The 24,619-nt window shown below is 69.0% G+C and carries 23 protein-coding genes; 13 read left to right on the top strand and 10 right to left on the bottom strand.

Going from position 1 to position 24,619, the window contains the following annotated elements; genetic code table 11:
* Positions 1–23 precede the first annotated feature (23 nt).
* The 4 genes from EHF44_RS10915 to EHF44_RS10905 all read left to right on the top strand — a co-directional run bounded on the left by EHF44_RS10915 (position 24) and on the right by EHF44_RS10905 (position 5,111).
* Complete coding sequence (locus EHF44_RS10915; protein ID WP_124683760.1) at positions 24–578, top strand: hypothetical protein; 555 nt, start codon at positions 24–26, stop codon at positions 576–578.
* A 206-nt stretch (positions 579–784) separates the two neighbouring features.
* On the top strand, positions 785–3,490 hold the full coding sequence (gene acnA, locus EHF44_RS10910; RefSeq protein ID WP_124683759.1) for an aconitate hydratase AcnA: 2,706 nt from the start codon (positions 785–787) through the stop codon (positions 3,488–3,490).
* Between the two features lie 181 nt (positions 3,491–3,671).
* Positions 3,672–3,806, top strand: a complete 135-nt coding sequence (locus EHF44_RS28855; RefSeq protein ID WP_301337463.1) for a hypothetical protein — start codon at positions 3,672–3,674, stop codon at positions 3,804–3,806.
* A gap of 102 nt (positions 3,807–3,908) precedes the next feature.
* Positions 3,909–5,111, top strand: coding sequence for a DUF2863 family protein (locus EHF44_RS10905; RefSeq protein WP_124683758.1), 1,203 nt, complete (start codon positions 3,909–3,911; stop codon positions 5,109–5,111).
* Between the two features lie 49 nt (positions 5,112–5,160).
* Here the strand turns inward: EHF44_RS10905 and trmB are convergent, their stop codons facing one another.
* The gene (gene trmB / locus EHF44_RS10900) at positions 5,161–5,832 is read right to left on the bottom strand and encodes a tRNA (guanine(46)-N(7))-methyltransferase TrmB (protein ID WP_172966043.1); all 672 of its coding nucleotides are present in this window, start codon (positions 5,830–5,832) and stop codon (positions 5,161–5,163) included.
* A gap of 109 nt (positions 5,833–5,941) precedes the next feature.
* Here trmB and EHF44_RS10895 point away from each other — a divergent pair, with 109 nt between their 5' ends.
* Positions 5,942–7,528, top strand: coding sequence for an ABC transporter substrate-binding protein (locus EHF44_RS10895; protein ID WP_124683757.1), 1,587 nt, complete (start codon positions 5,942–5,944; stop codon positions 7,526–7,528).
* Positions 7,529–7,723: 195 nt separating this feature from the next.
* Here EHF44_RS10895 and EHF44_RS10890 read toward each other — a convergent pair whose 3' ends face one another.
* Both EHF44_RS10890 and EHF44_RS10885 read right to left on the bottom strand, forming a co-directional pair.
* Positions 7,724–8,605, bottom strand: a complete 882-nt coding sequence (locus tag EHF44_RS10890; protein WP_172966042.1) for a spermidine synthase — start codon at positions 8,603–8,605, stop codon at positions 7,724–7,726.
* A 29-nt stretch (positions 8,606–8,634) separates the two neighbouring features.
* Positions 8,635–9,402 carry a tetratricopeptide repeat protein gene (locus tag EHF44_RS10885; protein WP_124683755.1) on the bottom strand — a complete coding sequence of 256 codons (768 nt, stop codon included), beginning with the start codon at positions 9,400–9,402 and terminating at the stop codon, positions 8,635–8,637.
* Between the two features lie 158 nt (positions 9,403–9,560).
* On the opposite strand from EHF44_RS10885, the gene EHF44_RS10880 reads away from it, so the two are divergent.
* On the top strand, positions 9,561–10,064 hold the full coding sequence (locus EHF44_RS10880; RefSeq protein WP_124683754.1) for a hypothetical protein: 504 nt from the start codon (positions 9,561–9,563) through the stop codon (positions 10,062–10,064).
* A gap of 54 nt (positions 10,065–10,118) precedes the next feature.
* Here the strand turns inward: EHF44_RS10880 and EHF44_RS10875 are convergent, their stop codons facing one another.
* The 3 genes from EHF44_RS10875 to EHF44_RS10865 form a co-directional block, all read right to left on the bottom strand.
* Complete coding sequence (locus tag EHF44_RS10875) at positions 10,119–10,613, bottom strand: DNA-deoxyinosine glycosylase (protein ID WP_124683753.1); 495 nt, start codon at positions 10,611–10,613, stop codon at positions 10,119–10,121.
* Between the two features lie 137 nt (positions 10,614–10,750).
* Positions 10,751–12,652, bottom strand: coding sequence for a molecular chaperone HtpG (htpG, locus tag EHF44_RS10870; RefSeq protein ID WP_124683752.1), 1,902 nt, complete (start codon positions 12,650–12,652; stop codon positions 10,751–10,753).
* Between the two features lie 128 nt (positions 12,653–12,780).
* A complete protein-coding gene (locus EHF44_RS10865) occupies positions 12,781–14,304 on the bottom strand; it encodes a PLP-dependent aminotransferase family protein (protein ID WP_124683751.1) in 1,524 nt (507 codons plus the stop codon).
* Between the two features lie 84 nt (positions 14,305–14,388).
* Between EHF44_RS10865 and EHF44_RS10860 the strand changes: the two genes are divergently transcribed.
* From EHF44_RS10860 to EHF44_RS10830, 7 genes are all read left to right on the top strand, one after another.
* Complete coding sequence (locus tag EHF44_RS10860; RefSeq protein ID WP_124683750.1) at positions 14,389–15,066, top strand: VOC family protein; 678 nt, start codon at positions 14,389–14,391, stop codon at positions 15,064–15,066.
* Between the two features lie 28 nt (positions 15,067–15,094).
* Positions 15,095–15,811 carry an alanyl-tRNA editing protein gene (locus EHF44_RS10855; protein ID WP_124683749.1) on the top strand — a complete coding sequence of 239 codons (717 nt, stop codon included), beginning with the start codon at positions 15,095–15,097 and terminating at the stop codon, positions 15,809–15,811.
* 5 nt (positions 15,812–15,816) lie between these two features.
* Positions 15,817–16,449, top strand: coding sequence for a LysE family translocator (locus tag EHF44_RS10850; RefSeq protein ID WP_124683748.1), 633 nt, complete (start codon positions 15,817–15,819; stop codon positions 16,447–16,449).
* Positions 16,450–16,464: 15 nt separating this feature from the next.
* The gene (locus EHF44_RS10845; protein WP_124683747.1) at positions 16,465–17,433 is read left to right on the top strand and encodes a DMT family transporter; all 969 of its coding nucleotides are present in this window, start codon (positions 16,465–16,467) and stop codon (positions 17,431–17,433) included.
* Between the two features lie 13 nt (positions 17,434–17,446).
* Complete coding sequence (locus tag EHF44_RS10840) at positions 17,447–17,899, top strand: RidA family protein (RefSeq protein WP_124683746.1); 453 nt, start codon at positions 17,447–17,449, stop codon at positions 17,897–17,899.
* A 76-nt stretch (positions 17,900–17,975) separates the two neighbouring features.
* On the top strand, positions 17,976–19,163 hold the full coding sequence (locus EHF44_RS10835; protein WP_124683745.1) for a PLP-dependent aminotransferase family protein: 1,188 nt from the start codon (positions 17,976–17,978) through the stop codon (positions 19,161–19,163).
* A 38-nt stretch (positions 19,164–19,201) separates the two neighbouring features.
* Entirely contained in the window at positions 19,202–19,846 is a 645-nt protein-coding gene (locus EHF44_RS10830; protein WP_124685076.1) for a glutathione S-transferase family protein, read from the top strand.
* A 166-nt stretch (positions 19,847–20,012) separates the two neighbouring features.
* Here the strand turns inward: EHF44_RS10830 and EHF44_RS10825 are convergent, their stop codons facing one another.
* From EHF44_RS10825 to EHF44_RS10810, 4 genes are all read right to left on the bottom strand, one after another.
* Complete coding sequence (locus tag EHF44_RS10825) at positions 20,013–20,543, bottom strand: chromate transporter (protein ID WP_124685074.1); 531 nt, start codon at positions 20,541–20,543, stop codon at positions 20,013–20,015.
* Positions 20,543–21,121, bottom strand: coding sequence for a chromate transporter (locus EHF44_RS10820; protein WP_124685075.1), 579 nt, complete (start codon positions 21,119–21,121; stop codon positions 20,543–20,545). Before EHF44_RS10820 ends, EHF44_RS10825 begins: the two co-directional genes overlap by 1 nt.
* Positions 21,122–21,326: 205 nt before the next feature.
* The gene (parC, locus tag EHF44_RS10815; RefSeq protein ID WP_124683744.1) at positions 21,327–23,657 is read right to left on the bottom strand and encodes a DNA topoisomerase IV subunit A; all 2,331 of its coding nucleotides are present in this window, start codon (positions 23,655–23,657) and stop codon (positions 21,327–21,329) included.
* Between the two features lie 131 nt (positions 23,658–23,788).
* Complete coding sequence (locus EHF44_RS10810) at positions 23,789–24,598, bottom strand: lytic transglycosylase domain-containing protein (protein ID WP_124683743.1); 810 nt, start codon at positions 24,596–24,598, stop codon at positions 23,789–23,791.
* Positions 24,599–24,619 lie beyond the last annotated feature (21 nt).

The raw sequence follows: 24,619 nt of genomic DNA, 5'->3' as shown, positions 1-24,619 counted from the left end.
AAGCAATCCGGAAGGAAACCCACATGAAACAACTCGTGCTGGCAGCCTGCATTGGCGCCCTGACCCTGACCACCGCCGGTGCCGCCCAGGCCCAGGAACCCGCCAAGAAGCCGGCTGCCACCAAGAAGGCGCCCGCCAAGAAGTCCACCAAGAAGACCGCCGCCGCCGCGCCCGCCCCCGTCGAGCCGTCGGGCGAGAAGTGGCAGTGCGAACTGGGCCATGCCATCTGGATCAGCGGCAACATGCTGCGCGATGAAGTCATCACCGTGCACTGGGACGGCAAGAACTACCGCCTGCCGCGCCAGAGCACCGTCACCGGCGCCGACCGCTACTTCGACCAGAGCTCGGGCCTGGACCTCGTCGTGATCCCGAGCAAGGCCATGCTGTTCAACAAGAACATGGGCCAGCGCCTGGCCGACGAATGCCAGAACGCCGACATGCAGGCCGGCGGCTCGGCCCCGACGCAGGCCGGCGCGCTGCGCGCCCCGGTGTCCGCCCCGCTGCTGATGGCCCCGGCCCAGCCCGCAGCCCCGGCCGAGGCTGCCCAGCCTGCTGCACAAGCTGCGCCGAAGCAGTAAAGTTTCACCTTGCCTAAACATCCGCGCGGCATGATGGGTCGCTCGCCGCGCGGAAACTGGCTGCACCGAATCGTTGTTACGGTGCGCGCCCGGGGTCTGCCGGCCGCGCCGCCAGGCACAGGCGGCGGAACCCTTTCGCGCACCGGGGTCTGAAGAACAAGTATCCAGAAACAGAGTCCGCGTCATCCCTCGATTGGAGTCAGGCAATGCCCCACAACCTCAATAACACCCTCCAGCAATTCAAGCTCGCCACCGGCGGCAGCGGCCAGTACTACTCCCTGCCCCAGCTGGGCAAGGCGCTGGGCGTGAAGGTCGAACGCCTGCCGGTGTCGATCCGCCTGGTGCTGGAATCGGTGCTGCGCAACTGCGACGGCAAGAAGGTCACCGAGGAACACGTCCGCCAACTGGCGCACTGGCAGCCCAATGCCGACCGTGTCGACGAGATTCCGTTCGTGGTGGCGCGCGTGGTGCTGCAGGACTTCACGGGCGTGCCGCTGCTGGCCGACCTGGCCGCCATGCGCAACGTGGCCGAGAAGATGGGCAAGAACCCCAAGAAGATCGAGCCGCTGGTGCCGGTGGACCTGGTGGTCGACCACTCGGTGCAGATCGACCACTTCCGCGAGAAGAAGGCGCTGGACCTGAACATGCAGCTCGAATTCCAGCGCAACAACGAGCGCTACCAGTTCATGAAGTGGGGCATGCAGGCGTTCGACACGTTCGGCGTGGTGCAGCCCGGCTTCGGCATCGTCCACCAGGTGAACCTGGAATACCTGGCGCGCGGCGTGCACCGGAAGGACGGCGTCTACTATCCGGACACGCTCGTCGGCACCGATTCGCACACGACGATGATCAACGGCATTGGCGTGGTGGGCTGGGGCGTGGGCGGCATCGAGGCCGAGGCCGGCATGCTGGGCCAGCCCGTCTACTTCCTGACCCCCGACGTGGTCGGCGTGGAGTTGAAGGGCCGCCTGCGCGAGGGCGTGACGGCCACCGACCTGGTGCTGACGATCACCGAGATGCTGCGCCGCGAGAAGGTCGTGGGCAAGTTCGTCGAATTTTTCGGCGAAGGCACGGCCAGCCTGACCACGCCGGACCGCGCCACCATCGGCAACATGGCGCCCGAGTACGGCGCGACGATGGGCTTCTTCCCGGTCGACGAGAAGACCATCGACTATTTCCGCGGCACGGGCCGCACGGACGAGGAAATCGCCGCATTTGAGGGCTACTTCCGCGCCCAGCAGATGTTCGGCGTGCCGCAGGCCGGCGAGATCGACTACACCAAGACGCTGACGCTGGACCTGGGCACCGTGGCGCCGTCGCTGGCCGGCCCCAAGCGTCCGCAGGACCGCATCGAGATCGGCCACGTCAAGAGTACGTTCGCGTCGCTGTTCTCGAAGCCGGTGGCCGAGAACGGCTTCAACAAGGACCCGGCCGACCTGGCCAGGGAATACGTCAACGCCGACGGCGTGAAGGTACACAACGGCGACGTGCTGATCGCGGCCATCACGTCGTGCACGAACACGTCGAACCCGAGCGTGCTGCTGGCCGCCGGCCTGCTGGCCAAGAAGGCCGTGGAAGCGGGCCTGAACGTGGCGCCGCACATCAAGACGTCGCTGGCCCCGGGCAGCCGCGTGGTGACCGAGTACCTGACCGCCACCGGCCTGCTGCCCTACCTGGAAAAGCTCGGCTTCGGCGTCACGGCCTATGGCTGCACGACCTGCATCGGCAACGCCGGCGACCTGACCCAGGCGCTCAACGAGACGATCGTCGAGAACGACATCGTGGCCGCCGCCGTGCTGTCGGGCAACCGCAACTTCGAGGCCCGCATCCACCCGAACATCCGCGCCAACTTCCTGGCGTCGCCCCCGCTGGTGGTGGCCTACGCCATCGCCGGCACGGTCACGCGCGACCTGATGACCGAGCCGGTGGGCAAGGGCAAGAACGGCCGCGACATCTGGCTGGGCGATATCTGGCCGACGTCGGAAGAAATCCACGCGCTGCTCAAGTTCGCGCTGGACGCCAAGACGTTCAAGGGCAACTACGAGCAGGTCAAGAAGCCCAGCAAGCTGTGGGCCAACATCAAGGGCACGTCGGGCCAGGTGTACGACTGGCCGACGTCGACCTACATCGCCGAACCGCCCTTCTTCCAGGACTTCACGATCGAGCCGAGCGACGAGGCCGTGACGATCCGCGGCGCCCGCGCGCTGGGCATTTTTGGCGATTCGGTGACGACCGACCACATCTCGCCGGCCGGTTCGATCAAGGACACCTCGCCGGCGGGCAAGTACCTGCTGTCGCACGGCGTGCTCAAGGCCGACTTCAACAGCTACGGCTCGCGCCGCGGCAACCACGAGGTGATGATGCGCGGCACGTTTGCCAACGTCCGCATCAAGAACCTGATGATCCCGCCCAAGGGCGACGGCTCGCGCGTGGAAGGCGGCATCACGCTGCACCAGCCCACCGGCGACGAGATGTCGATCTACGACGCGGCGATGAAGTACATCGCCGAGGGCACCCCGACCGTGGTGTTCGGCGGCGAGGAGTACGGCACGGGGTCGTCGCGCGACTGGGCCGCCAAGGGCACGCAGCTGCTGGGCGTGAAGGCCGTGATCGCGCGCAGCTTCGAGCGCATCCACCGGTCCAACCTGGTGGGCATGGGCGTGCTGCCGCTGCAGTTCAAGGGTAGCGACAGCGCCCAGTCGCTGGGCATCATCGGCAACGAGACGTTCGACGTGGAAGGCATCGAGGGCGAGCTGAAGCCGCAGCAGGACGTGGTGCTGGTCATCCACCGCGCCAACGGCGACACCCAGCGCGTGCCGGTGCTGCTGCGCATCGACACGCCGATCGAGGTGGACTACTACAACCACGGCGGCATCCTGCCGTTCGTACTGCGCCAGCTTCTGGTGGCCTGACCGCGCGGCCGGCCCGGCGCCCCTCCCTGCCACGGGGAGCGCGGCGCCGGGCGGCGGCCGGCCTTGCGGGTAATCCCCACCCCAGCGCGTAAGTTCCGCGCAAGCCTGCCCTGCCAGACTGGTCTCCACACTGGCGCGGCGTCGTCCGCCGCCCGATACCTACAAGACTGGAGACAAAACGATGGTCAAGATCCTGATCGCATTCGTCGTGATTGCCGGCGCGGCGCTGTACCTGCTCACCAAGGGCGGCGGCGACGTGTCGATGGGCGGCGAGACGCACAGCACCGAATCCCACGCCCCGGCCACGCAGAAGTAACCCGGAAAACGGCCCTCATCGGCCCACAAGGGGTTTGCGAGGACTGCGCGTGTCAACGCAGCGGTTAGAATACCGTTTTACTGAAAAACGGACGCTTTATCTATGGCAGGTTTTCGCCCCAAGTCTTCTCCCCGACTCTCGCCTGACGCCGAGCGCCTGGTGGCCGATGCACTGGCCCTGGACGCCTCGGGCAGCCGCATGGAGGACGGATACTGGGAGCGTCGGCTGTCCCAGCGGCTGTACCGGCTGCTGAAGAACGGCAGCCAGACCGCCCTCGACGCGGCGCTCGAACACCTGTTCAAGCACAATGCCGATGCGTCCGACGTGCTGGCCGAACAGGCCGAAACGCTGGCCGAGTCGGCCACGATCGAGATCGACGGGGTTCGCCACGACGCCCTGCTGATCGCCGCGCCGATCCTGGCGCACACCCGCTACGCCATCCCGTCCGGTGCGCTCAAGCCCGAACTGGCCCAGACGCTGGCCGTGCACCTGCAGGCGCACGTGCTGGCCACCGGCACCCAGGTTGCCCTTTCGCCCTATCTGTACAGCATCGACCAGTTGCCGCGCAGCCACAGCGACACGTTCGCGCTGACGCACAAGCTGGCGTCGGCCGCGCTGGCCGGCACGATGCCCAAGGTGGACCTGCGCGACCTGCCCGAGACCGCGCCGATCCTGGCCGATCCGCGCTACCTGCTGGCCGTGGTGGTGGCGCCGCACGAGGGCGCGCTGTTCCGCTGGCAGGAGGACGCCAAGGAACACCACGCCGAGCGCTCGGTCTGCCTGGAGCAATGGCGCAACCAGGTGCAGCCCACCGTGGCCGTGCTGCTGCCCGGCTGCGAGTTCGAACTGCTGCTGCCGGACGCCTTCTTCCTGTCCTGCCGCGAATCGGACAAGAGCATCCGTCCGCTGACCGTGCGCGCGGCCGTGAACTACCTGTGCGGCACGCTGGACATCCCGGCCGGCCAGCTGGCCGCCGTGGTGGCCGGCTTTGGCGAGGAAGTGGTCGAGGAGTACCGCGTCGGCTTCACCATGCGCGGCGAGAAGGACGTAATCTACGGCATCGTCTGGCCGGTCTACGGCCGCGAGTCGGGCGAGGTGGACGCCGAGGAAAAGGGCAATCCGGTGGAGCAGATCTGCGAGGAACTGCGCAACGCCGGCGTCGAGGACATCTTCCGCCACGCGGCGCTGTTCGACCCGGAATACTGCGAGGATTGCGGCACGCCGCTCTATGCGGACCGTTCCGGCGAGATCGTCCACGCCGAACTGCCCGAGGACGCCCCGACGCAGCAGCCGCTGTTCCACTGACACCGGCCCCGCGTCGCCCACGAAAAACCCGCCAGTCCGGCGGGTTTTTTCATGGCTGCCGCACGGTCACGCAGCGCCAGAGCCCGTGCCCGGACGCGCCGTACTTGCGCTCGAACGGCGTCATGGGCGCCTGCGGCTGCCACGGCTCGGTGCTGGCTGACCGGCCGACGAGCGTCAGCGCGGCGGCGAATTCGTCGATATAGACCTTCCAGTTACTGCGACATTCGAGATAGTCGCCGCACGCGGCCAGCGCCGGAAACACCGCATGGCCCTGCCAGCGCCGCCCCAGGTGGCCGATCTTGGGCCACGGATTCGGATACAGCACGTAATGCCGCGCCACGGGCACCCCGCCCTGCTGGAGCAGGCGCCAGACGTCGACGAGGTCCGCCCGTGCCCAGTGGAAGTTGGCCGGCATATCGCCGTCCCACCAGTCCTTGCCGGCGGTCAGGCGCTTTTCCGACTGGTCGATGCCGATCACATAATGGTCGGGGAACGCCGTGGCCAGCCGCAGCGTGCTCTCGCCGATGCCGCATCCCGCATCGACGATCAGCGGCTGACCGCCGGCCCGCTGCCAGGCGTCGATGGCCCGGTCAAACGCCTGCTGGCTCGGCGCGCCGATCGGCTTGCGGAACGGCTCGTCCAGATGGCGCCGCACGCGCGCGGCCAGATGCTCGTGGATGTCGGTCTGCGCCGACGAAATGGTGCGGGAATTGGCAAACATGGCCGCGATTGTACCGGCCCGGCGCCGCCCGCCCGACCAGACATGGATGTACATTTGACGGCACAATAGCGCCCATGCCTATCCCACGGACCGTACCAGGAGCCCGCCCATGATCCGCCGCACGCTGCTGCAAGCCTCGCTTTCGATGACGCTCGCCACCGCCGCGCTGACCCTGCTGCCCGCCCACGCCGCCCAGGCCGAGGACCTGCGCATCGGCCTGGCCGCCGACGTGACGTCGATGGACCCGCACTGGAACAACGCCGGGCCCAACAACGCCATCGCGCTGCACGTCTTCGAGTCGCTGGTGTTCATGGACAAGAACGCGCGCTACATGCCCGGCCTGGCGCTGTCGTGGAAGCCGGTCAACGCCACCACCTGGGAGATCAAGCTGCGCCCGAACGTGAAGTGGCACGACGGCGCGCCGTTCACGAGCGAGGACGTCAAGGCGTCGCTCGAACGGCCCGAGAAGCTGACCAACGCGCCGGGATCGTTCACCAGCTACACCAAGCCCATCGCCCGCATCGACACGCCCGACGCGCTGACCGTGCGGCTGACCATGAACGTGCCGAACTACGCCAACCTGGCCAACGACCTGAACAGCGTGCCGATCATGCCGAAGAAGGTGGCCGCCGACCTGAACCAGGCCGACTTCGATTCGGGCAAGGCGATGATCGGCACGGGCCCGTACAAGTTCGTCCGGTTCGCGCGCGGCCAGGAGATCGTGATGCAGCGCAACCCCGACTACTGGGGCCCGAAGCCCGCTTTCGAGCGCGCCGTCTTCCGCATCCTGACCGACAACGGCGCGCGCACCGCCGCGCTGCTGGCCGGCGACGTGGACGTGATCGAGAGCATCCCGGCCGCCGACGTGGCCAAGATCAAGCAGGACCCGAAGTTCAAGATCGAGCAGACCACGTCGTGGCGCACGATCTTCTGGCAGATGGACCAGTCGCGCGACAACCCGCCGTTCGTCACCGACAAGGCCGGCAAGCCGCTGGGCAAGAACCCGTTCAAGGACGCCCGCGTGCGCGCCGCGATCAGCAAGGCGCTGAACCGCGACGCCATCGTCAGCCGGATCATGGAGGGGCTGGCCGTGCCGGCGTCGTCGATCGTGTCGCCGCAGATCTTCGGCCATCCCGGCACCAAGCCCGACGCCTACGACGTCGAGGGCGCGAAGAAGCTGCTGGCCCAGGCCGGCTACCCCAACGGCTTCGCGATGACGCTGCACGCCACCAACAACCGCTACCTGAACGACGCCCAGGTGGCCCAGGCCACGGCGGGCATGCTCACGCGCATCGGCATCCAGACCAAGGTCGAGACGATGCCGGTGGCCGCCTACTTCACGCGCGCCCGCCAGGGCGACTTCGCGTTCCAGATGCTGGGATGGGGATCGGCCGCCGCCGACGTGGCGCTGCGCTCCATCACCGGCACGCCAAACCCGAAGACCGGCTACGGCACGTGGAACTGGGGCAAGTACAGCAACCCCCGGCTGGACCAGTTGATCGAGACCTCGCTGACCACGGTCTCCAGCGACAAGGACCGCGAGCAGAACGCCCGCACGGCCGCCAGGTTCGCGCTGGACGACCACGCCATCATCCCGTCGCACAGCCAGCTCGCCATGTGGGCCATGCGCAAGGGCATCCGGTACGAAGCCCGGACCGACGAATGGTCGCTGGCGCAGTTCTTCAGGAAGGAGTGAGGGGGCAGCCCGGCACGCGCGTCATGGTCGCTGCATGGCGCAATGCCTCCCGCCCGCCGCCGGTTTGCTTCCCTTTCCCGCCCGCCACCGGTTTGCTCCCCTCTCCCGCAAGGCGGGAGAGGGGCTGGGCGTGAGGGCGTTGAGGCTCTGCTTGCCGACCGGCTGCAGGACTGCGGAGCCAACCAGCGCGCGACCCTAAATCACCAGCCGCCCCTCCTGCCGGGCATTCGCCGCGCGCAGCTTCCTCACCCAGTCCCTCGCCGGCAGCGTGGTCGACGTCTCGATCACGGCTGCCCTGGCCTCCAGCGTTTCCCATGACACGTCGATGGCCGGCCCGTTGAAGGCCAGCGCGATGATGTTGCCGTCGTGGACTTCGGGAAACACCAGCACGCGATTGTCGAACGCGTCGCAGATGCGCTCGATGTTCTTCGGAAAGCTGTCGTGGTCGCCGAACAGGTTGATCGTCATCACGCCGGGCGCCTTGAGCACGCGGCGGCAGGCGCGGTAGAACGCCGTCGTGTCCAGCACCGGGCCGCGCGCGGTGGCGTCGTACAGGTCCACCTGCAACGCGTCGATCGCGGCGGTCTGCGCGCCATCCATCACGTAGTCCCACGCGTCCTGCTCGCGCACGGTCAGCCGGGCATCGTCCTCGCGCAGGCCGAACATGCTGCGGCCGGCCACGATCACGGCCGGGTTCAGCTCGACGGCGGTGACCTTGGCCCGCGCGAAATGCCGATGGCAGAACTTGGTCAGCGCCGCGGCGCCGAGCCCGAGCTGCGCCACGTGGAAGCCGGCCGAAGCCGGCGACAGGAACAGCAGCCACGCCATCATCTGCTGGGCGTATTCCAGCTCGATGGCATCCGGCTTGCGCAGGCGCATGGCGCCCTGCACCCATTCGGTACCGAAGTGCAGGTAGCGCACGCCGTCCATCTCGGAGAACGTCACCGGCGCAAAGCGCGGCGTCATGCGTTTTTCGCCGGCATCGCGGCCGGCGGGGTGGCGGGAGGATTCACGGCTGCCGCGTGCGGGGCGGCGCGAGGCCACCGCCTCGATCGATTTGCGTTTCAGAAGCGTCATGGAGGAAAGGAAAGCGCCCAGGGCGCGGATCATTGGCCCAGCGCGGCTTGCGCGCGCTGCAGCCATTCGCGATTGTGCTCGCGGGCATGACGCGGCCAGTGGCGCGCGTCGTGAACGATTTCGGTGTAGAGCGACTTGGCGCGCTCGCGGTCTGCCGGGTCGGCCTGCGCGGCCAGCCAGTCGGCGTAGAGGCAGCGCGCCGCCACATCGCTGGCATGGGTCAGCGCACGCTCGAACGCGTCCCGCGTGCCGGGGGCGCCCAGCGCGGCCAGCGCCCGGGCGTAAAGCAGCGACGGGTCGGATTGCTCGCGCGCCCGTGGGTTGGCCGCGAACAGCTTTTCCAGCGTGACCTGGGCCTCGGCATGGCGGCCCGTGGCCAGTTGCGCCCGCGCCAGCCCTTCGAGCAGCGCCGGATCGGACGCGAACGGGCCGTTGGCCGCCGCCTCGTAGTGCTGCAGCGCCTCGGGCGCGTTGCCGGTATCGAGCAGCGCGGCACCCAGCCGCATCCGGTGCTCCACGGTCGGCGCCCGGTCGAACGCGTCGCGCGCCTCGCGCACGGCCCGGCCCGGATCGACGATCTGGTGGATCGCCCGCTTGGCCACCTGCGCGCCGCGCGTCTGGCGCAGCCCGGGCAGGTAGACGGCAAAGAAATACACCACGCTGCCCAGCCCCGGGAAGAGGAACAGCAGCAGCAGCCAGTACATGTTCTGGTGGGTGCGGACGGCGTGCACGGCAAAGAAGATCGCGACGATCACGTGCAGGCCGATACCGCCGATTCCGAGATTCCCGAACGACATATCAGTAAGACCCTTCCAGGTTTTGGTCCAAGCGAGGCATGGCCGCGATTGTGACAGAAGCCGGTGAGACCCCGGCGCCCCGGCTAAAGTTTTCCGATGGCGGGCCGATGTAGATGTGGGCACTCTCCTCGCCCGCAATTCGACTGGAAACAATGACCATGACATCCATCAGCAGCGTAACCCCGCAGGTATGGGTTGCCAGTGACGCCGCCGTCACCGGCACGCATCGCTATACCCAGCCGGCAGCCGAATCCGCCGACGCCCAGGCCGCCGCCACCGGCGCCAGCACGACCGAGGCGTCGTCCAGCAGTGCCAGCGCCGGCAGCGGCCGCATCGAGGGCCCGTCCGGCGCCGGCAAGATGGGCGGCGGCGCGGCCGCAGGCGGCAGCACCAGCAGCGAAGCCAGCGAATCGGACGTCATCAAGGCGCTCAAGCAGCAGATCGAATCGCTGCAGAAGCAACTGGCCGCCCAGATGGCCCAGCTTCAGGCCGCCCAGGCCGCGCCGACCGACGACCAGACCAAGGCCGCCACGGTCGGCACGCTCCAGGCCGGCGTCTCGGCCACGCAGGCCGCCCTGTCGGAAGCCATGGCCCGGCTGTCGGCCGCCTATCAGGAAGCCACCGGGACCAGCACCGGGAATATCGTCAATACGACGGCCTGACCGGCCATCGTCCGCCCCGCGCCCCCGCCCGTCTTGCGGCGGGCGCGGCGGCCTTCAATCCAGCCACGCCCGGATGGCCTGCCACGCAATCAGCTTCTGCGCGTACGCCAGCGTATAGGCCGGACTGCTCGACGGCAGTTTCAGGATGGCGTGCCGGTCGCCGTGTTCGCCCAGCGCCTTTTCCCCGATCCTTGCCGCCGTGCCGCCGTTGAAGGCGATAGCCCGCAGCGCCGGCAGGGTGCCGATCAAGCCCAACAGGTCGTTGCCCTGGTGATCGCGGATACTGCTGTCGAGGCTGCCGTCGCGGCGCGCCTCGGCCACCACGTCCCAGAGCCCGACCCGGTGCCGGCGCAGCGTAGCCAGCCGGCTGTCGTAGTCCAGCCCCGCCAGGTCCACGCCCAGCACGTCGCCCATCAGGTGCCAGAAGCGGTTCTGCTTGTGCGCGTAATACTGGGACTGGGCGAGCGAGACCTCGCCCGGCAGGCTGCCCAGCACCAGCACGCGGGTGTGGGCGTCGACGACCGGGGGGAAGCAGCGTTTGGTGGTCATCGGGATGGGGTCAGGGGTTCAGCCGCCGACCCTCTCCCCTGCCCGGCATAGCCAATGCCATCGGGTGGCGCCCCGCTCCCGCTTGCGGAAGAGGGGCCGGGGGAGAGGGTCAGCATGTCGACCGGCGCGGGCGCCAGTCAGGCCAGCAACCGGTTCACGCGCTGCACGTAGGCCGCCGGGTCTTCCAGCATGCCGCCCTCGGCCAGCAGCGCCTGGTCGAACAGCACGCGCACGCGGTCGCCAAAGGCGTCGTCCTCGGGCAGGTCGCGCAGCTTGCGGACCAGCGCGTGCTCGGGGTTCAGTTCCAGGATCGGCTGGGCGTCGGGCGCCTTCTGGCCGGCCTGCTTGAGCAGCCGCTGCAGGTAGCCGCTCATGTCGCCCTCGTCGGACACCAGGCACGAGGCCGAATCGGTCAGGCGCAGCGTCACGCGCACGTCCTTGGCCTTGCCTTCCAGCACGGCCTTGGCGCGTTCCACCACGTCCTTCCACTCGGTGGTCGCCTTCTCCTGCTCGGCCTTCTCGGCCTCGTCGGCCAGCGCGCCCAGGTCCAGGTCGCCGCGTGCCACGGACACCAGCTCCTTGCCGTCAAATTCGCGCAGGTACGACAGCATCCACTCGTCGACGCGGTCGGTCAGCAGCACCACCTCGATGCCTTTCTTGCGGAACACCTCCAGGTGCGGGCTCGACTTGGCCGCCGTCCAGGTGTCGGCCGTGACGTAGTAGATCTTGTCCTGGCCTTCCTTCATCCGGCCCACGTAGTCCGCCAGCGACACCGCCTGCTCGGCCGTGTCGCCGTGCGTCGTGGCAAAGCGCAGCAGCCGGGCGATGCGCTCGGCATTGGCGTGGTCCTCGCCCATGCCTTCCTTGAGCACCTGGCCGAACTGTTCCCAGAACGTCTTGTACTTGGCGCGCTCGGCGTCGTCCTCGCTGTCGGCCAGCGATTCCAGCATCGACAGCACGCGCTTGGTGCAGCCCTCGCGGATCGCCTTGACGTCGCGGCTTTCCTGCAGCAGCTCGCGCGACACGTTCAGCGGCAGGTCGGCCGAATCGACCACGCCCTTGACCCAGCGCAGGTACGACGGCAGCAGCTGCTCGGCCTCGTCCATGATGAACACGCGCTTGACGTACAGCTTCAGCCCGCCCTTGTGGTTGCGGTCCCACAGGTCGAACGGGGCGCGGGCCGGGATGTACAGCAACTGGGTGTACTCGCTGCGGCCTTCCACGCGGTTGTGGGTCCAGGCCAGCGGCGGCTCGTGGTCATGGGCGATGTGCTGGTAGAACGCCTGGTACTGCTCGTCGGTGATGTCCGACTTGCCGCGCGTCCAGAGCGCGCTGGCCTGGTTCACGCTTTCCCACTCGTCCGAGCGCTTCTGCGTCTGCGTCTCGGCATCCCATTCCTCCTTGGGCATGCGGATCGGCAGCGAGATGTGGTCCGAGTACTTGCGGATGATGTGTTGCAGCCGGTACGACGACAGGAAGTCGTCCTCGCCCTCGCGCAGGTGCAGCGTGATGGTGGTGCCGCGCTCGGCGCGGTCGATCGCGTCGACGCTGAACTCGCCATCGCCGGCGCTTTCCCAGCGCACCGCCTCGCTGGCCGGCAGCCCGGCGCGGCGCGTTTCCACGGTGACCTTGTCCGCGACGATAAACGCCGAATAGAAGCCCACGCCGAACTGGCCGATCAGCGCGGCGTCCTTCTGCTGGTCGCCCGACAGTTGCTGGAAGAATTCCTTGGTGCCCGACCGGGCGATGGTGCCCAGGTTGCGGATCGCCTCGTCGCGGCTCATGCCGATGCCGTTGTCGGTGATCTTCAGCGTGCGGGCGGCCGGGTCGGCCTCGATCCGGATCGCCAGGTCGGCGTCGTTTTCCAGCAGCGACGGATTGGCGATGGCCTCGAAGCGCAGCTTGTCGGTGGCGTCCGAGGCGTTCGATACCAGCTCGCGCAGGAAGATTTCCTTGTTGCTGTACAGCGAGTGGATCATCAGATGCAGAAGCTGCTTCACTTCTGCCTGGAAGCTCATCGTCTCGTGCGGTGCGGTCATGGTTCTCCTCTTGAAAACGGGTCAGCGCAACGGTGCCCCGCCCCGTGTATCCAGGACGGGATCGATGGCGCTGGAAATCGGGACGGCCCGGCCCTTTTTCAAGGGCCCCGGCCGCGGCTTTTGCGGGCTCAGGACGCCGCCGGCAGGCCGGACAACCGCTCCATCTGCCCGGCCAGGAAGCGCAGCATGCCGGGGTCGCCGCTGCTGGCCACGTTGAAGCGGGTCCACGTAGACGGCATCTGCGACGGCGAGAACAGGCTGCCCGGCGCGAACAGGTAGCCTTCCTCGTGCCCGGCCGTGGCAATCACGTTGGTATCCACGCCGGTATCGGCCCACAGGTACATGCCGGCCACCTGCCCCGGGAAGATGCGGATGCCCAGCCGCTCCAGCTGCTCGCGCGTGGCGTCGCGGGCCCGGTCCAGCCGCACCCGCACGCGCTCGGTGTGCTTGCGGTAGTGGCCCTCGGTCAGCACCTTGTAGACCACCCGCTCGTTGATTTCCGGCGTGGCCATGCCGGTGACCAGCTTGCTGTCGGTCAAATTCACGGCCAGCTCCGGGCTGGCGGCGATATACCCCACGCGCAGGTTCGCGGCCAGCGTCTTCGAGAAACTCCCCAGGTAGATCACCCGCTTGAGCTGGTCCAGGCTGGCCAGCCGGGTGGCCGCGTGGCCGGGCGGGCAGAGATCGCAGTAGATATCGTCTTCGACGATGGTGAAGCCGTACTGCTCGGCCAGTTGCAGCAGCCGGAACGCCCGGGCGGCCGACAGCGACGTGCCGGTGGGGTTGTGCAGCACCGAATTGACCACCACGAGCTTGGGCCGGTGGGCCTGGGCGATCCGCTCCAGCGCCTCCAGGTCGGGGCCGTCGGCGGTATAGGGCACGCCAATCACGTTGGCGCCCTGCGTGGCGAACCGCGCGAACATCACGAACCACGCCGGGTCGCCCACCACGACCGTGTCGCCCGGATGCAGGAACTGGCGGGCGATCAGATCGAACGCCTGGGTGATGCCCGACGTCATGACGATCTGGTCCGGCGTCACGCCGATCTCCAGCTCCTCCAGCCGGGTGCGAAGCTGCTGGCGCAGCGGCAGGAAGCCCATCGGCGTGCCGCTGGACAGGAAATGACCGCCCGGCTGGCGCCCGAGGCTGCGCATCGCGCCAGACAGCAGTTCGCCGTCCAGCCATTCGTTGGGCAGAAAGCCCCAGCCCGGCGCCTTGTGGCTTTCCGCCGAGTGGAACATGCTGCGCAGCAGCCACGTGACGTCGACATTGCGGATGGCCGGCGACGCCGGCGGCGCGGCCACCGACGCAGGCGGCACGCGGTCACGCACGTAGAAGCCCGAGCCCCGGCGCGATTCCAGATAGCCCAGCGCCACCAGCCGCTCGTAGGCTTCCACGACGGTGAAGCGCGAGATACCCTTCTCGGCCGCAAGCTGCCGGATCGACGGCATCCGCATGCCCGCCCGGAACACCCGCTCGTCGATGCGCAGCCGGGCCCACTCGGTCAACTGCTCCACCAGCGTCATCTGGGCCGACGGAATCGGGTCCGGCAGGCGTGGCTGGGCCGCCGACGGCATCACCAGCCGCAGCGGCCGCGTGCCGCCCGGCGCGCCGTCGCTACCGTCCCGAGGATTCTTCTGGCTGCCTTCCATGTGGCGCTCCCGCAACTGTACTGAAGACGACTTGCTCAACTGTATCGGTACTGTACCGACTAGCTTGACTACCATCAACCCACAATGAAACTTGCTCTGGACCATCTCGTCGTTGCCGCGCCCGACCTGGAATCGGGCGCCCAGCATGTGGCCGACCTGCTCGGCATCGCCCCGCAGCCCGGTGGCGCCCACCCCCGCATGGGCACCCACAACCGCGTGCTGGGCCTGTTCGGCGGGATGTACCTCGAAGTGATCGCCATCGACCCGGCCGCCGACGCGCCGCCGCGCCCGCGCTGGTTCGGGCTGGACAGCGACGCCGTGCAACAGCGGCTGCGCGACGGCCCGTTCCTGGCGCACTGGGCCGCCCGCGTGGAACGGCCCGCCGACCTGTCGCGCTGGCAGGCGCAGTATCCGGACCGCATCGCCCCGGCCATCCCGATGGATCGCGGCGCGCTGCACTGGCGCCTGACCGTGCCCGACGACGGCAGCCTGCCCGCGTGGCACGGCGAGGCGGCCAGCGCCGGCGAGGGCCTGTTTCCGACGCTGATCCAGTGGGACGTGCCGAACCACCCCGGCGTCGCCCTGCCCCGCCAGGACCTGGCGCTGCGCGCGCTGCGCGGCCGGCATCCGCACGCTGAACTGCTGCGGCAGGGGCTGGCCTGGATCGGCGCCGCGCACCTGATCGAGATCGAACAGGCCGACGGGCCGCCCGGCCTGACCGCCGAGATCGAAACCCCAGCGGGCATCAAGACCCTGCGCTGACCCCGAAGACATCCCCAAAGGAGCCCCGATGCCCCCGACCACGCTGAAGCGTTTCGACGACGACGCCTACCTCGACCACTGCCAGGCCACCGTGGTGGCGGTGAGCGAGGCGGGGATCGAGCTGGACCAGACCGTCTGCTACGCGCGCAGCGGCGGCCAGGCCGGCGACACCGGCACGCTGGCCACGGCCGACGGCCGCGTGGTGACGCTGGCCGAAACCATTTACGCCGACGACCGCACCCGCATCCTGCACGTGCCGGCGCCCGGCATGCCGGCGCTGCAGCCCGGCGACCGCGTGGAAGTACGGATCGACTGGGCGCGCCGGCACCGGCTGATGCGGCTGCACACCTGCCTGCACCTGCTGGGGTCGCTGATCCCGGTGCCGGTCACGGGCTGCGGCATCTCGCCCGATGCGGCGCGGATCGACTTCGACCTGCCCGAATCGACGCTGGACAAGGCCGACCTGACCGCGCGGCTCAACGCGCTGATCGACGCCCGGACGCCGGTCGGCATCGACCGCATCACGCCCGAGCAACTGGCCGCGCAGCCAGACCTCGTGCGCACCATCGGCGCCGCGCCGCCGGCCGGCACCGCCCACATCCGCATCGTCGACATCCCGGGCGTGGACCGCCAGCCCTGCGGCGGCACGCACGTGGCCAACACGGGCGAGATTGGCGCGATGGTGGTGACCAAGATCGAGAAAAAGAGCCGCACCAACCGGCGCGTGGTCGTCAACTTCGCATGAGCGGCATGGAAAGCTGGCTGACGGGCCTGTCGACGGCCCAGTTCCTGGCGCTGGTCACGCTGCTGGCGGTGGGCGCCTTCACGCCGGGGCCGAATACCACCGTGGCGGCCGTGACCGGCGCCAACTTCGGCCTGCGCGCCACGCTGCCGCACTGCATCGGCGTGTCCGTGGGCTTTGCCAGCATCATCGCGCTGTGCGCCACGGGCGTGGGCGCGCTGGTGCTGGCCAGCCCCACGCTGGGCGTGCTGATCCGCGTGGCCGGCGTGCTGTACCTGCTGTGGCTGGCGTGGCGCATCGCCCGCAGCACGGCGCTGGCCGAAAAACGCGTGCTCAAGCCGATGAATGTCTGGCAGTCCATCGCCATGCAGTTTGCCAACATCAAGGCGTGGATGATGGCGCTGGCCGTGGCCGCGTCGTACATGGAAGGCGCGCCGTCGCTGGGCCAGCGCGTGGTGCTGGTCAGCACGCTGTTTGCCACGTTCGGCTTCTTCAGCAACGGCGCCTACGGCGCGCTGGGCGCGTCGCTGCGCCACTGGCTGATGCAGGGCAACCGCGTGCGCTGGTTCAACGGCATGATGGGGCTGGCGCTGGCGCTGACCGCCGTCTGGATCGCCGTCGCGGCGCAACCCCATCACTGACCGGCCCCGATCGCCATGACACCGCACTCCTCTCCTCCGTCCGGCGGCATGCTGCTGGGATTCGTCGGCGTGGCGATCTTCAGCCAGACGCTGCCGTTCACGCGCATGGCCGTGGCCGAACTGGACCCGTCGTTCGTGGCGCTGGCGCGCGCCGTGATCGCGGCCATGCTGGCGCTGGCGCTGCTGGCCGCGCGCGGCGCGCTGGCACCGGCCCGCCGGCCGCGCGGGCGCCAGTGGCTGCGGCTGGCCGTGACCGCGCTGGGCGTGGTGGTCGGCTTTCCGATGTTCTCGTCGCTGGCCATGCGCGAGGTGCCCGCCGCGCACGGCGCCATCGTCATCGGCCTGCTGCCGCTGGCCACGGCCGTGTTCGCGGCCTGGTTCGGCAATGAGCGGCCGTCGCTGGGGTTCTGGCTGTCGGCGCTGGCCGGCAGCGCGCTGGTGGTGGGCTTTGCCCTGTGGCAGGGGGCCGGCGGGCTGCAGCACGCCGACTGGTTCCTGTTCCTGGCCGTGGTGCTGGGCGCACTTGGCTATGCCGAAGGCGGCAAGCTGTCGCGCGAGCTGGGCGGGCTGGAAACGATAAGCTGGGCGCTGGTGGTGTCGCTGCCGGTGCTGGTGCCGGTGGTGGCGTGGCTGGCGCTGGCCCACGCCGGCCAGATTGCCGCCGCGTCGCCGCGCGCCTGGATCGGCATGGCCTACGTGTCGGTCTTCTCGATGTTCGTCGGCTTCCTGTTCTGGTACGCCGGCCTCGCAAAAGGCGGCGTGGCCCGCGTAGGACAGATACAATTGCTCCAGCCGTTCCTCACGCTGGCGGGCGGCGCCGTGATCCTGGCCGAGCCACTCGATGCCGCCACCGTCGCTTTTGCGGTGGCGGTGATTGCCGTAGTGGCCCTCGGCCGGCGCGCCGCCGTGCGCAACACCGCACCTGCCCCCGCACCGGTCCCGGCCGGAGAAACGCCCCCTATCCTCCCAGGACGCATTCACTGACAGGAGTCACCGCATGTCCGTCTACGATACCCTTGCCAAACTCGGCGTGGAACTGCCCACCGCGGGCGCCCCCGCCGCGGCCTACGTGATGGCCGCCACCACCGGCAACACCGTCTTCCTGTCCGGGCACATCGCCCGCAAGGACGGCAAGCCCTGGGCCGGCAAGCTCGGCAAGGACATCGACACCGCCACCGGCCAGCAGGCAGCGCGCAGCATCGCCATCGACCTGCTGGCCACGCTGCACGGCCACATCGGCGACCTGAACAAGGTCAAGCGCATCGTCAAGGTGATGAGCCTGGTGAACTCCACGCAGGAATTCACCGAGCAGCACCTGGTGACCAACGGCTGCTCCGAATTCCTGGCCGAAGTGTTCGGCGAGAAAGGCCGGCACGCCCGCAGCGCGTTTGGCGTGGCCCAGATCCCGCTGGGCGCCTGCGTGGAAATCGAGATGATCGTCGAGATCTGAAGCCCCGCCTCACGTATTAGAGACATGGCCGGGCTTGCACCCCCGGCCGCTGAATTTCCCCACCAAGAGACCAATCATGAAATGGGCCATCTCCCGCCGGGCGCAGCAACTGACCAGCTCGGCCATCCGCGAAATCCTGAAAGTCACCGAGCGTCCGGAAGTCATTTCGTTCGCCGGCGGCCTGCCCTCGCCGGCGTCGTTCCCGGTAGCGGCCATGGAAGCGGCGGTGGCCCGGGTCTTTGCCGATAACCCGCAGGGCGCGCTGCAGTACGCCGCCACAGAGGGCTACCTGCCGCTGCGCGAGTTCGTGGCCCGCCGCTACAACGTGGGCGTGGAGCGCGTGCTGATCACCACCGGCTCGCAGCAGGCGCTGGACCTGATCGCCAAGGTGATGATCGACCCGGGCAGCCCGGTGCTGGTGGAAACGCCGAGCTACCTGGGCGCGCTGCAGGCGTTCTCGCTGTTCGAACCGGAATTCGTGTCGGTGCCGACCGACGAGCACGGCCTGGTGCCCGAGGCGCTGACGCCCGAGCTGACCGCCAACGCCCGCTTCCTGTACGCGCTGCCGAACTTCCAGAACCCCACGGGCCGCCGCCTGCCGCTGGAGCGCCGCCAGGCGCTGGTCAAGCGCGCGCAGGACCTGGGCATCCTGCTGGTGGAAGACGATCCGTACGGCGAGCTGAGCTACACCGGCAACACGCTGCCGACGCTGCTGTCGATGAACCCGGACGGCGTGATCTACATGGGCTCGTTCTCGAAGATCCTGGCGCCCGGCATGCGCCTGGGCTTCGTGATCGCCCCGCCCGAGCTGCATTTCAAGCTGTGCCAGGCCAAGCAGGCGTCGGACCTGCACACGCCGACCTTCACGCAGCGCATTGCCTACGAGACGGTCAAGGACGGCCTGCTCGACACCCACATCCCGACCATCCGCGAGCTCTACGGCAAGCAGTGCGCCTACATGCTCGACGCGCTGAAGCGCCACATGCCCGAAGGCGTGACCTGGAACGTGCCCGAAGGCGGCATGTTCATCTGGGTGGAGCTGCCCGAGGGGCTGGACAGCATGAAGATCCTGGAGGAAGCCGTGCGCCGCAACGTGGCCTACGTGCCCGGCGCGCCGTTCTACGCGGGCAACCCGCGCATGAACACGCTGCGCCTGGCCTTCGTGACCGTGCCGCAGGAGCGCATCGAGCAGGGCGTGTCGATCCTGGGCACGCTGTTCCGCGAAGCCATCGCCAAGGCCGCGCCGCAGCCGCGCGCCGCCTGAGGACGCCGGGCGCCATGGACCGCGACGAACCGCACGGCCTGCTGCGCATCTGGGGCCGCCTGTCGTCGATCAACGTGCAGAAGGTGGTCTGGTGCGCGCGCGAGCTGCACCTGGACCACGAACGCATCGACATCGGCCACCACAAGGGCGAGCTGGACACGCAGGCGTATGTGCGCCTGAATCCGAACCGGCTGATCCCGGTGATCGAGGATTTCCGGGACACCGACGTGGCAGGCGAGCCATTCGTGCTGTGGGAATCGAATGCGATCGTGCGCTACCTGTGCGCGCGCTACGGCGAGAACACGCTGTGGCCGGCCGACGTCAAGGCGCGTGCATCGGCCGACCGCTGGATGGACTGGCAGACCACCACGTTCAGCCCGGCGATGGTCCAGGCGTTCCTGCAGACGGTGCGGATGCCGGCCGAGCAGCGCGACGCCGAGATCATCGCCAGATCGTGCCAGCGCACCGAGCCGCTGGCGCAGATGCTGGACGAGGCGCTGGCCGACCGCGAGTTCATCGGCGGCGACCGCTTCACGATGGCCGACATCTCGCTGGCCTGCGCCGCCCACCGCTGGCTGGGCACGCCGGTACCCCACGCCCCCCGCCCGAACCTGGAACGCTGGCTGGAGGCCATGCGCGCCCGGCCCGCCGCGATGAGCATCCTGGTACTGCCGCTGAAGTAACGGGCGAGCGCCCGCCCAGGGTTGCTCCCCTCTCCCGCCCGCGGGAGAGGGGCCGGGGGAGAGGGCCAGGCGGTGCAGACTGCCGCCGGTCTCATCCTGAGAAGCCCGCCCTCTCCTCCACCTCTCTCCCGCGCGCGAGGGAAGCGCATGGCAGCCGATCGCCGTCCTACATCAACCCCAGCAGTCCCGCCCCGCCCCCCAGCGCCACCAGCAGCAGCGGGTGGGTCTTCGTCTTCAGCATCAGGCCGACCGTCAGCAGCGTGACCGCGGCGGCGGTCCAGCGGTGGTCGACGCTGCTGGCCAGCACCCAGCCGGTCGACATCAGCAGGCCGATCGTCAGCGCGGACAGGCCGCGCCGGATCAGCACCGGCCACAGCGCGTGGGGCGCGCGGCCCGCGAAGTATTCGAAGCCGAGCGCGATCACGCTGGACGGCCCGCAGATGCCGACCATCGACGCAAACGCGCCGGCCGCCCCGGCCACCTGCCAGCCGAACAGCGCCACGAACAGGATATTCGGCCCCGGCGACGCCTGCGAGATGGCGTAGAGCGCCGCGAACTGCTCGTCGGTCATCCACTGGCGCGATTCCACGAGGTAGCGGTGCATGTCCGGAATCACGGTGCCGCCACCGCCCACGGCCAGCAGCGAGAGCATGCCGAAATGGCCCAGCAGGTCGCGCAGGATCTCGGGCGCCGCCATCATGCGCCCCGCCGGATCGCGCGGTATTCGAGCACCAGCGCCACCGGCACCAGCACCGCCATCACCGGCAGCAGCGGCCAGCGCAGCCAGCCGATGGCGACGAACGCCGCCACCCCGACCACCACGGCCCGCACCGAGCGCGGCTGGCTCTGGGCCAGCTTGACCCCGGTGGACAGCACCAGCCCGGCGGCCACGGCCGTCATGCCGGCCAGCATCTGCCGCACCTGCGGCACGTCCTGGTAGCGCAGGTAGACGCCCATCACGCAGAGCACCACCACCATCGGCACGAACACCAGCCCGCTGAACGCGGCCACGGCGCCGCGCAGCCCGGCAAAGCGCAGGCCCAGCATCAGCGCGAGGTTGATCACATTGGGGCCCGGCAGCACCTGCCCCATGCTCAGGATTTCCACGAAATCGCGGTCACCGAGCCAGCGGTTGCGCTCGACCACGGACCGCCGCACGAACGGCAGCACGCCGCCGAAACCGGACAGCCCCATGCGGGCGAATTCGAAGAACAGGGTGCGCGCCGTGGGCGGCGGGGCAAGCTCGGGCTCGGCGGCGAGAGGCGTGGCGGACATGATCGTGATGGGGGCGCCTGCCATGCGGAATGCGCAGGGTCCCGACATGGTACGGCAGATGCCGCCCCGCCGCCGCGCACGGGCCATCACGAAACGGCAAGAGGGGATCGCGCGGGGCGATGGGGGGAAGGTGAACCGCTGGCTGGCTCCCCTCGCCGACGAGTGGCAGAGGGGAGCCAGGACCCTGACGGGCAAGCGCGGGCGATTATCCCGCCGCCTTCACCGCCTCCAGCTTCACGTCCTTCAGACGGGGCTCGATGGCCTTGCCCTTGCGGGCGCGCTTGCCGACGTACGGCAGCAGCGTCTTGCCGGCCAGCTTCTGCGGCGGCACCTTGCCGCCGCGCATGCCGGTACCGGAGATCAGCAGGCCCGGGGCGCCCACAGCCACGGCCTGTTCCAGCGTTTCCTTCGGCTCCAGTTCCATCAGGATCACGCCGCGGCCGCCGGCCGACAGGACCTTGACCTCGTCCAGCCCCACCAGCAGCAGGCGGCCGTTGGCCGAGAAGCACGCCACGTGCGTGGCGTCGTCGCCAATCGGGGACGGCTGCAGAATCCGGTCGCCGTCGTCCAGCGTGACGAACGCCTTGCCGGCCTTCTGGCGGCCGATCATGTCGCCCACCTTGGTCACGAAGCCGTTGCCGCCCGCCGTGGCGATCAGCATGCGCTGCTCGGCGCCACCCGCGAACGCGTGGGCGATCTGCGTGCCGGCGGCCAGGTCGATCAGCGTGGTCACCGGCACGCCGTCGCCGCGCCCGCCCGGCAGGCCCGACACGGCCACCGAATAGACCCGGCCGTTGCTGCCGAAGGCCAGCATCGTGTCCACGGTGCGGCATTCGAACGTCGCATAGAGGCTGTCGCCGGCCTTGAACGTGAACTGCGACGGGTCGTGGCCGTGGCCCTGGCGCGTGCGCACCCAGCCCTTGCCCGACATAATTACCGTCACCGGCTCGTCGATCACCTTCACCTCGGCCGCGGCGCGGCTGGCTTCCTGGATCAGCGTGCGGCGCGGGTCCTTGTCCTCGGGGCTGAACTGCTTGGCGTCCTGCTCGATCTCCTTGATGATCTTGCGGCGCATCATCGTCTCGGACTTCAGCAGCACGTCCAGTTCGGCCTGCTCGTCTCGCAGTTTCGCCAGTTCCTGCTCGATCTTGATCGCCTCCAGCCGGGCCAGCTGGCGCAGCCGTATTTCCAGGATGTCCTCGGCCTGGCGGTCGCTCAGGCGGAACGCCTCGATCAGCGCCGGCTTGGGCTCGTCGCTCTCGCGGATGATGCGGATCACCTCGTCGATGTTCAGCAGCACCAGCATCCGGCCTTCCAGGATGTGGATGCGGTCTTCCACCTTGTTGAGCTGGAAGCGCGAGCGCCGGGTCACCGTCTCGAAGCGGAACTGGATCCACTCGCGCAGGATTTCCTGCAGGCCCTTCTGGCGCGGCCGGCCGTCGGTGCCGATCATCACCAGGTTGATCGGCGCGCCTGATTCCAGGCTGGTATGCGCCAGCAGCGTCTGGATGAACTCCTGCTGGTCGGTGTTCTTGCTCTTGGGCTCGAACACCAGCCGCACCGGCGCGTCCTTGCCTGATTCGTCGCGCACGGCGTCCAGCACGCCCAGCAGCGTGGTCTTGAGCTGGGTCTGCTCGGGCGTCAGCGCCTTCTTGCCGGCGCGGATCTTCGGATTGGTGATTTCCTCGATTTCCTCCAGCACCTTCTGCGCCGACGTGTTCGGCGGCAGCTCGGTCACCACCATCTGCCACTGGCCGCGCGCCATCTCCTCGATGGTCCAGCGCGCGCGCACCTTCAGGCTGCCGCGACCGTTCTCGTAGATCTGGGCGATTTCCGATGCCGGCGAGATGATCTGGCCGCCGCCGGGGTAATCCGGGCCGGGCAGGATCGCCAGCAGTTCGGCCAGCGAGATGTTCGGGTTGCGGATCATGGCCACCGCGGCGCCCGCCACCTCGCGCAGGTTGTGCGGCGGAATCTCGGTGGCCATGCCCACGGCGATGCCGGACGCGCCGTTGAGCAGCACGAACGGCAGCCGGGCGGGCAGCAGCTTGGGTTCTTCCTCGGACCCGTCGTAGTTGGGCAGGAAATCCACCGTGCCCATGTCGATCTCGTCGAGCAGCAGCCGCGAGATCGGCGTCAGGCGCGCCTCGGTGTAGCGCATGGCCGCCGCGCCGTCGCCGTCGCGCGAGCCAAAGTTGCCCTGGCCGTCGATCAGCGGGTAGCGCAGCGAGAAGTCCTGCGCCAGGCGCACCAGCGCGTCATAGGCCGACTGGTCGCCGTGGGGGTGGAATTTACCCAGCACCTCGCCGACCACGCGGGCCGACTTGACGGGCTTGGCGTCGGCGCGCAGCCCCATCGCCTGCATGGCATAGAGGATGCGGCGCTGCACGGGCTTCTGGCCGTCGGCCACTTCGGGCAGCGCGCGGCCCTTGACCACGCTCACGGCGTAGTCCAGGTAGGCACGCTCGGCGTACCGCGCCAGCGTCAGCGAATCGGCCGGCTCTTCGGGCTGGAACGTAGTATCTGCTTGATCCATGGTGGGCAAGGTTTCGGCGTGCCGGGCGCGGGGCGCCAGGCTTCCGGCAGTTGCAATCAGCGTGGGATTCTAAAGGAAGTGGGTCACAAGGCCGCCGGAAAAAGCGGCCGGACCCGGTTCGGGGCGTGGCGTCAGGGCATCGGCCGGCGGCCGCCGCCGATCACCATGCGCACGCGGTCGGCCGCCACGCCGGTGCGGATCACGCCGCCCGCGCCCGGCTGGCCGCGCTGGTACAGGCGGTAGAACTCCAGCACGGTGCTCACGTACTGGCGCGTCTCCGGATACGGCGGGATCTGGTTGTTGTAGCGCTGCACGGCGCCCTCGCCGGCGTTGTAGGCCGCCAGCACCAGCTCCAGGTTGTCCGGGAACAGCGCCATCAGGAAGCGCAGGTAGCGCACGCCGGCGGCGATGTTCAGCTTCGGGTCCGCCAGCTTCTGCTCGACGGTGCGGCGCTTGTCCGCCGCCACGCCAAAGCGCGCGCCGGTGTCCGGGATGACCTGCATCAGCCCGATGGCGCCCTTGGGCGACACCGCCGACGCATTGAAGCCGCTTTCCACCGCCATCACGGCCTTGACCAGCGCCGGGTCGACGTTCTGGGCGCCGGCCACCTTCTCGATGATCGGCTCGACGGTGCGCATGTTCGGATGGTTCAGCAGGTAGCGGAACAGCTTGTCGCGCTCGGGGCTGGGCTTGTCGCCAAGCGCGATCACGCCGCGGTGCCCCAGGTCGCCCGAATCGAACTGCCCGCCGTCCTTCATGAACAGCTTGTAGCGGTCGTCGAGCCTGGCATCGGCGAAGTGCGCCACGCCGTCGGCGTCGATATAGCCCCACAGCGCGGCCTGGGCCGGCACGGCGGCGCAGAGCAGGCCGAGCACGGCCAGCACCCGGGCCAGGCGCCAGGGCCTTGCCGTGCCATGCTGTCGTGCTGTGCGTGCCTGCATCGTCGTCTCTCCCGGGTGTCG

It is taken from the genome of Cupriavidus pauculus (genome assembly GCF_003854935.1).
Lineage (GTDB): Bacteria > Pseudomonadota > Gammaproteobacteria > Burkholderiales > Burkholderiaceae > Cupriavidus > Cupriavidus pauculus_C.
The sequence above is the reverse complement of the archived record's forward strand: the minus strand, read 5'-3'. Positions and strand labels throughout refer to the sequence as shown.

Bases quoted from the DNA above. Each gene is read 5' to 3' on its own strand.
- EHF44_RS10845 (WP_124683747.1), top strand. From the start codon at position 16,465: ATGACACCGCACTCCTCTCCTCCGTCCGGCGGCATGCTGCTGGGATTC.
- EHF44_RS10895 (WP_124683757.1), top strand. From the start codon at position 5,942: ATGATCCGCCGCACGCTGCTGCAAGCCTCGCTTTCGATGACGCTCGCC.
- EHF44_RS10880 (WP_124683754.1), top strand. From the start codon at position 9,561: ATGACATCCATCAGCAGCGTAACCCCGCAGGTATGGGTTGCCAGTGAC.
- EHF44_RS10875 (WP_124683753.1), bottom strand. From the start codon at position 10,613: ATGACCACCAAACGCTGCTTCCCCCCGGTCGTCGACGCCCACACCCGC.
- EHF44_RS10835 (WP_124683745.1), top strand. From the start codon at position 17,976: ATGAAATGGGCCATCTCCCGCCGGGCGCAGCAACTGACCAGCTCGGCC.
- EHF44_RS10885 (WP_124683755.1), bottom strand. From the start codon at position 9,402: ATGTCGTTCGGGAATCTCGGAATCGGCGGTATCGGCCTGCACGTGATC.
- EHF44_RS10865 (WP_124683751.1), bottom strand. From the start codon at position 14,304: ATGGAAGGCAGCCAGAAGAATCCTCGGGACGGTAGCGACGGCGCGCCG.
- EHF44_RS28855 (WP_301337463.1), top strand. From the start codon at position 3,672: ATGGTCAAGATCCTGATCGCATTCGTCGTGATTGCCGGCGCGGCGCTG.
- parC (WP_124683744.1), bottom strand. From the start codon at position 23,657: ATGGATCAAGCAGATACTACGTTCCAGCCCGAAGAGCCGGCCGATTCG.
- EHF44_RS10890 (WP_172966042.1), bottom strand. From the start codon at position 8,605: ATGACGCTTCTGAAACGCAAATCGATCGAGGCGGTGGCCTCGCGCCGC.
- EHF44_RS10825 (WP_124685074.1), bottom strand. From the start codon at position 20,543: ATGGCGGCGCCCGAGATCCTGCGCGACCTGCTGGGCCATTTCGGCATG.
- EHF44_RS10840 (WP_124683746.1), top strand. From the start codon at position 17,447: ATGTCCGTCTACGATACCCTTGCCAAACTCGGCGTGGAACTGCCCACC.
- EHF44_RS10860 (WP_124683750.1), top strand. From the start codon at position 14,389: ATGAAACTTGCTCTGGACCATCTCGTCGTTGCCGCGCCCGACCTGGAA.
- EHF44_RS10850 (WP_124683748.1), top strand. From the start codon at position 15,817: ATGGAAAGCTGGCTGACGGGCCTGTCGACGGCCCAGTTCCTGGCGCTG.
- EHF44_RS10905 (WP_124683758.1), top strand. From the start codon at position 3,909: ATGGCAGGTTTTCGCCCCAAGTCTTCTCCCCGACTCTCGCCTGACGCC.
- EHF44_RS10915 (WP_124683760.1), top strand. From the start codon at position 24: ATGAAACAACTCGTGCTGGCAGCCTGCATTGGCGCCCTGACCCTGACC.
- htpG (WP_124683752.1), bottom strand. From the start codon at position 12,652: ATGACCGCACCGCACGAGACGATGAGCTTCCAGGCAGAAGTGAAGCAG.
- acnA (WP_124683759.1), top strand. From the start codon at position 785: ATGCCCCACAACCTCAATAACACCCTCCAGCAATTCAAGCTCGCCACC.
- EHF44_RS10810 (WP_124683743.1), bottom strand. From the start codon at position 24,598: ATGCAGGCACGCACAGCACGACAGCATGGCACGGCAAGGCCCTGGCGC.
- EHF44_RS10855 (WP_124683749.1), top strand. From the start codon at position 15,095: ATGCCCCCGACCACGCTGAAGCGTTTCGACGACGACGCCTACCTCGAC.
- trmB (WP_172966043.1), bottom strand. From the start codon at position 5,832: ATGTTTGCCAATTCCCGCACCATTTCGTCGGCGCAGACCGACATCCAC.
- EHF44_RS10820 (WP_124685075.1), bottom strand. From the start codon at position 21,121: ATGTCCGCCACGCCTCTCGCCGCCGAGCCCGAGCTTGCCCCGCCGCCC.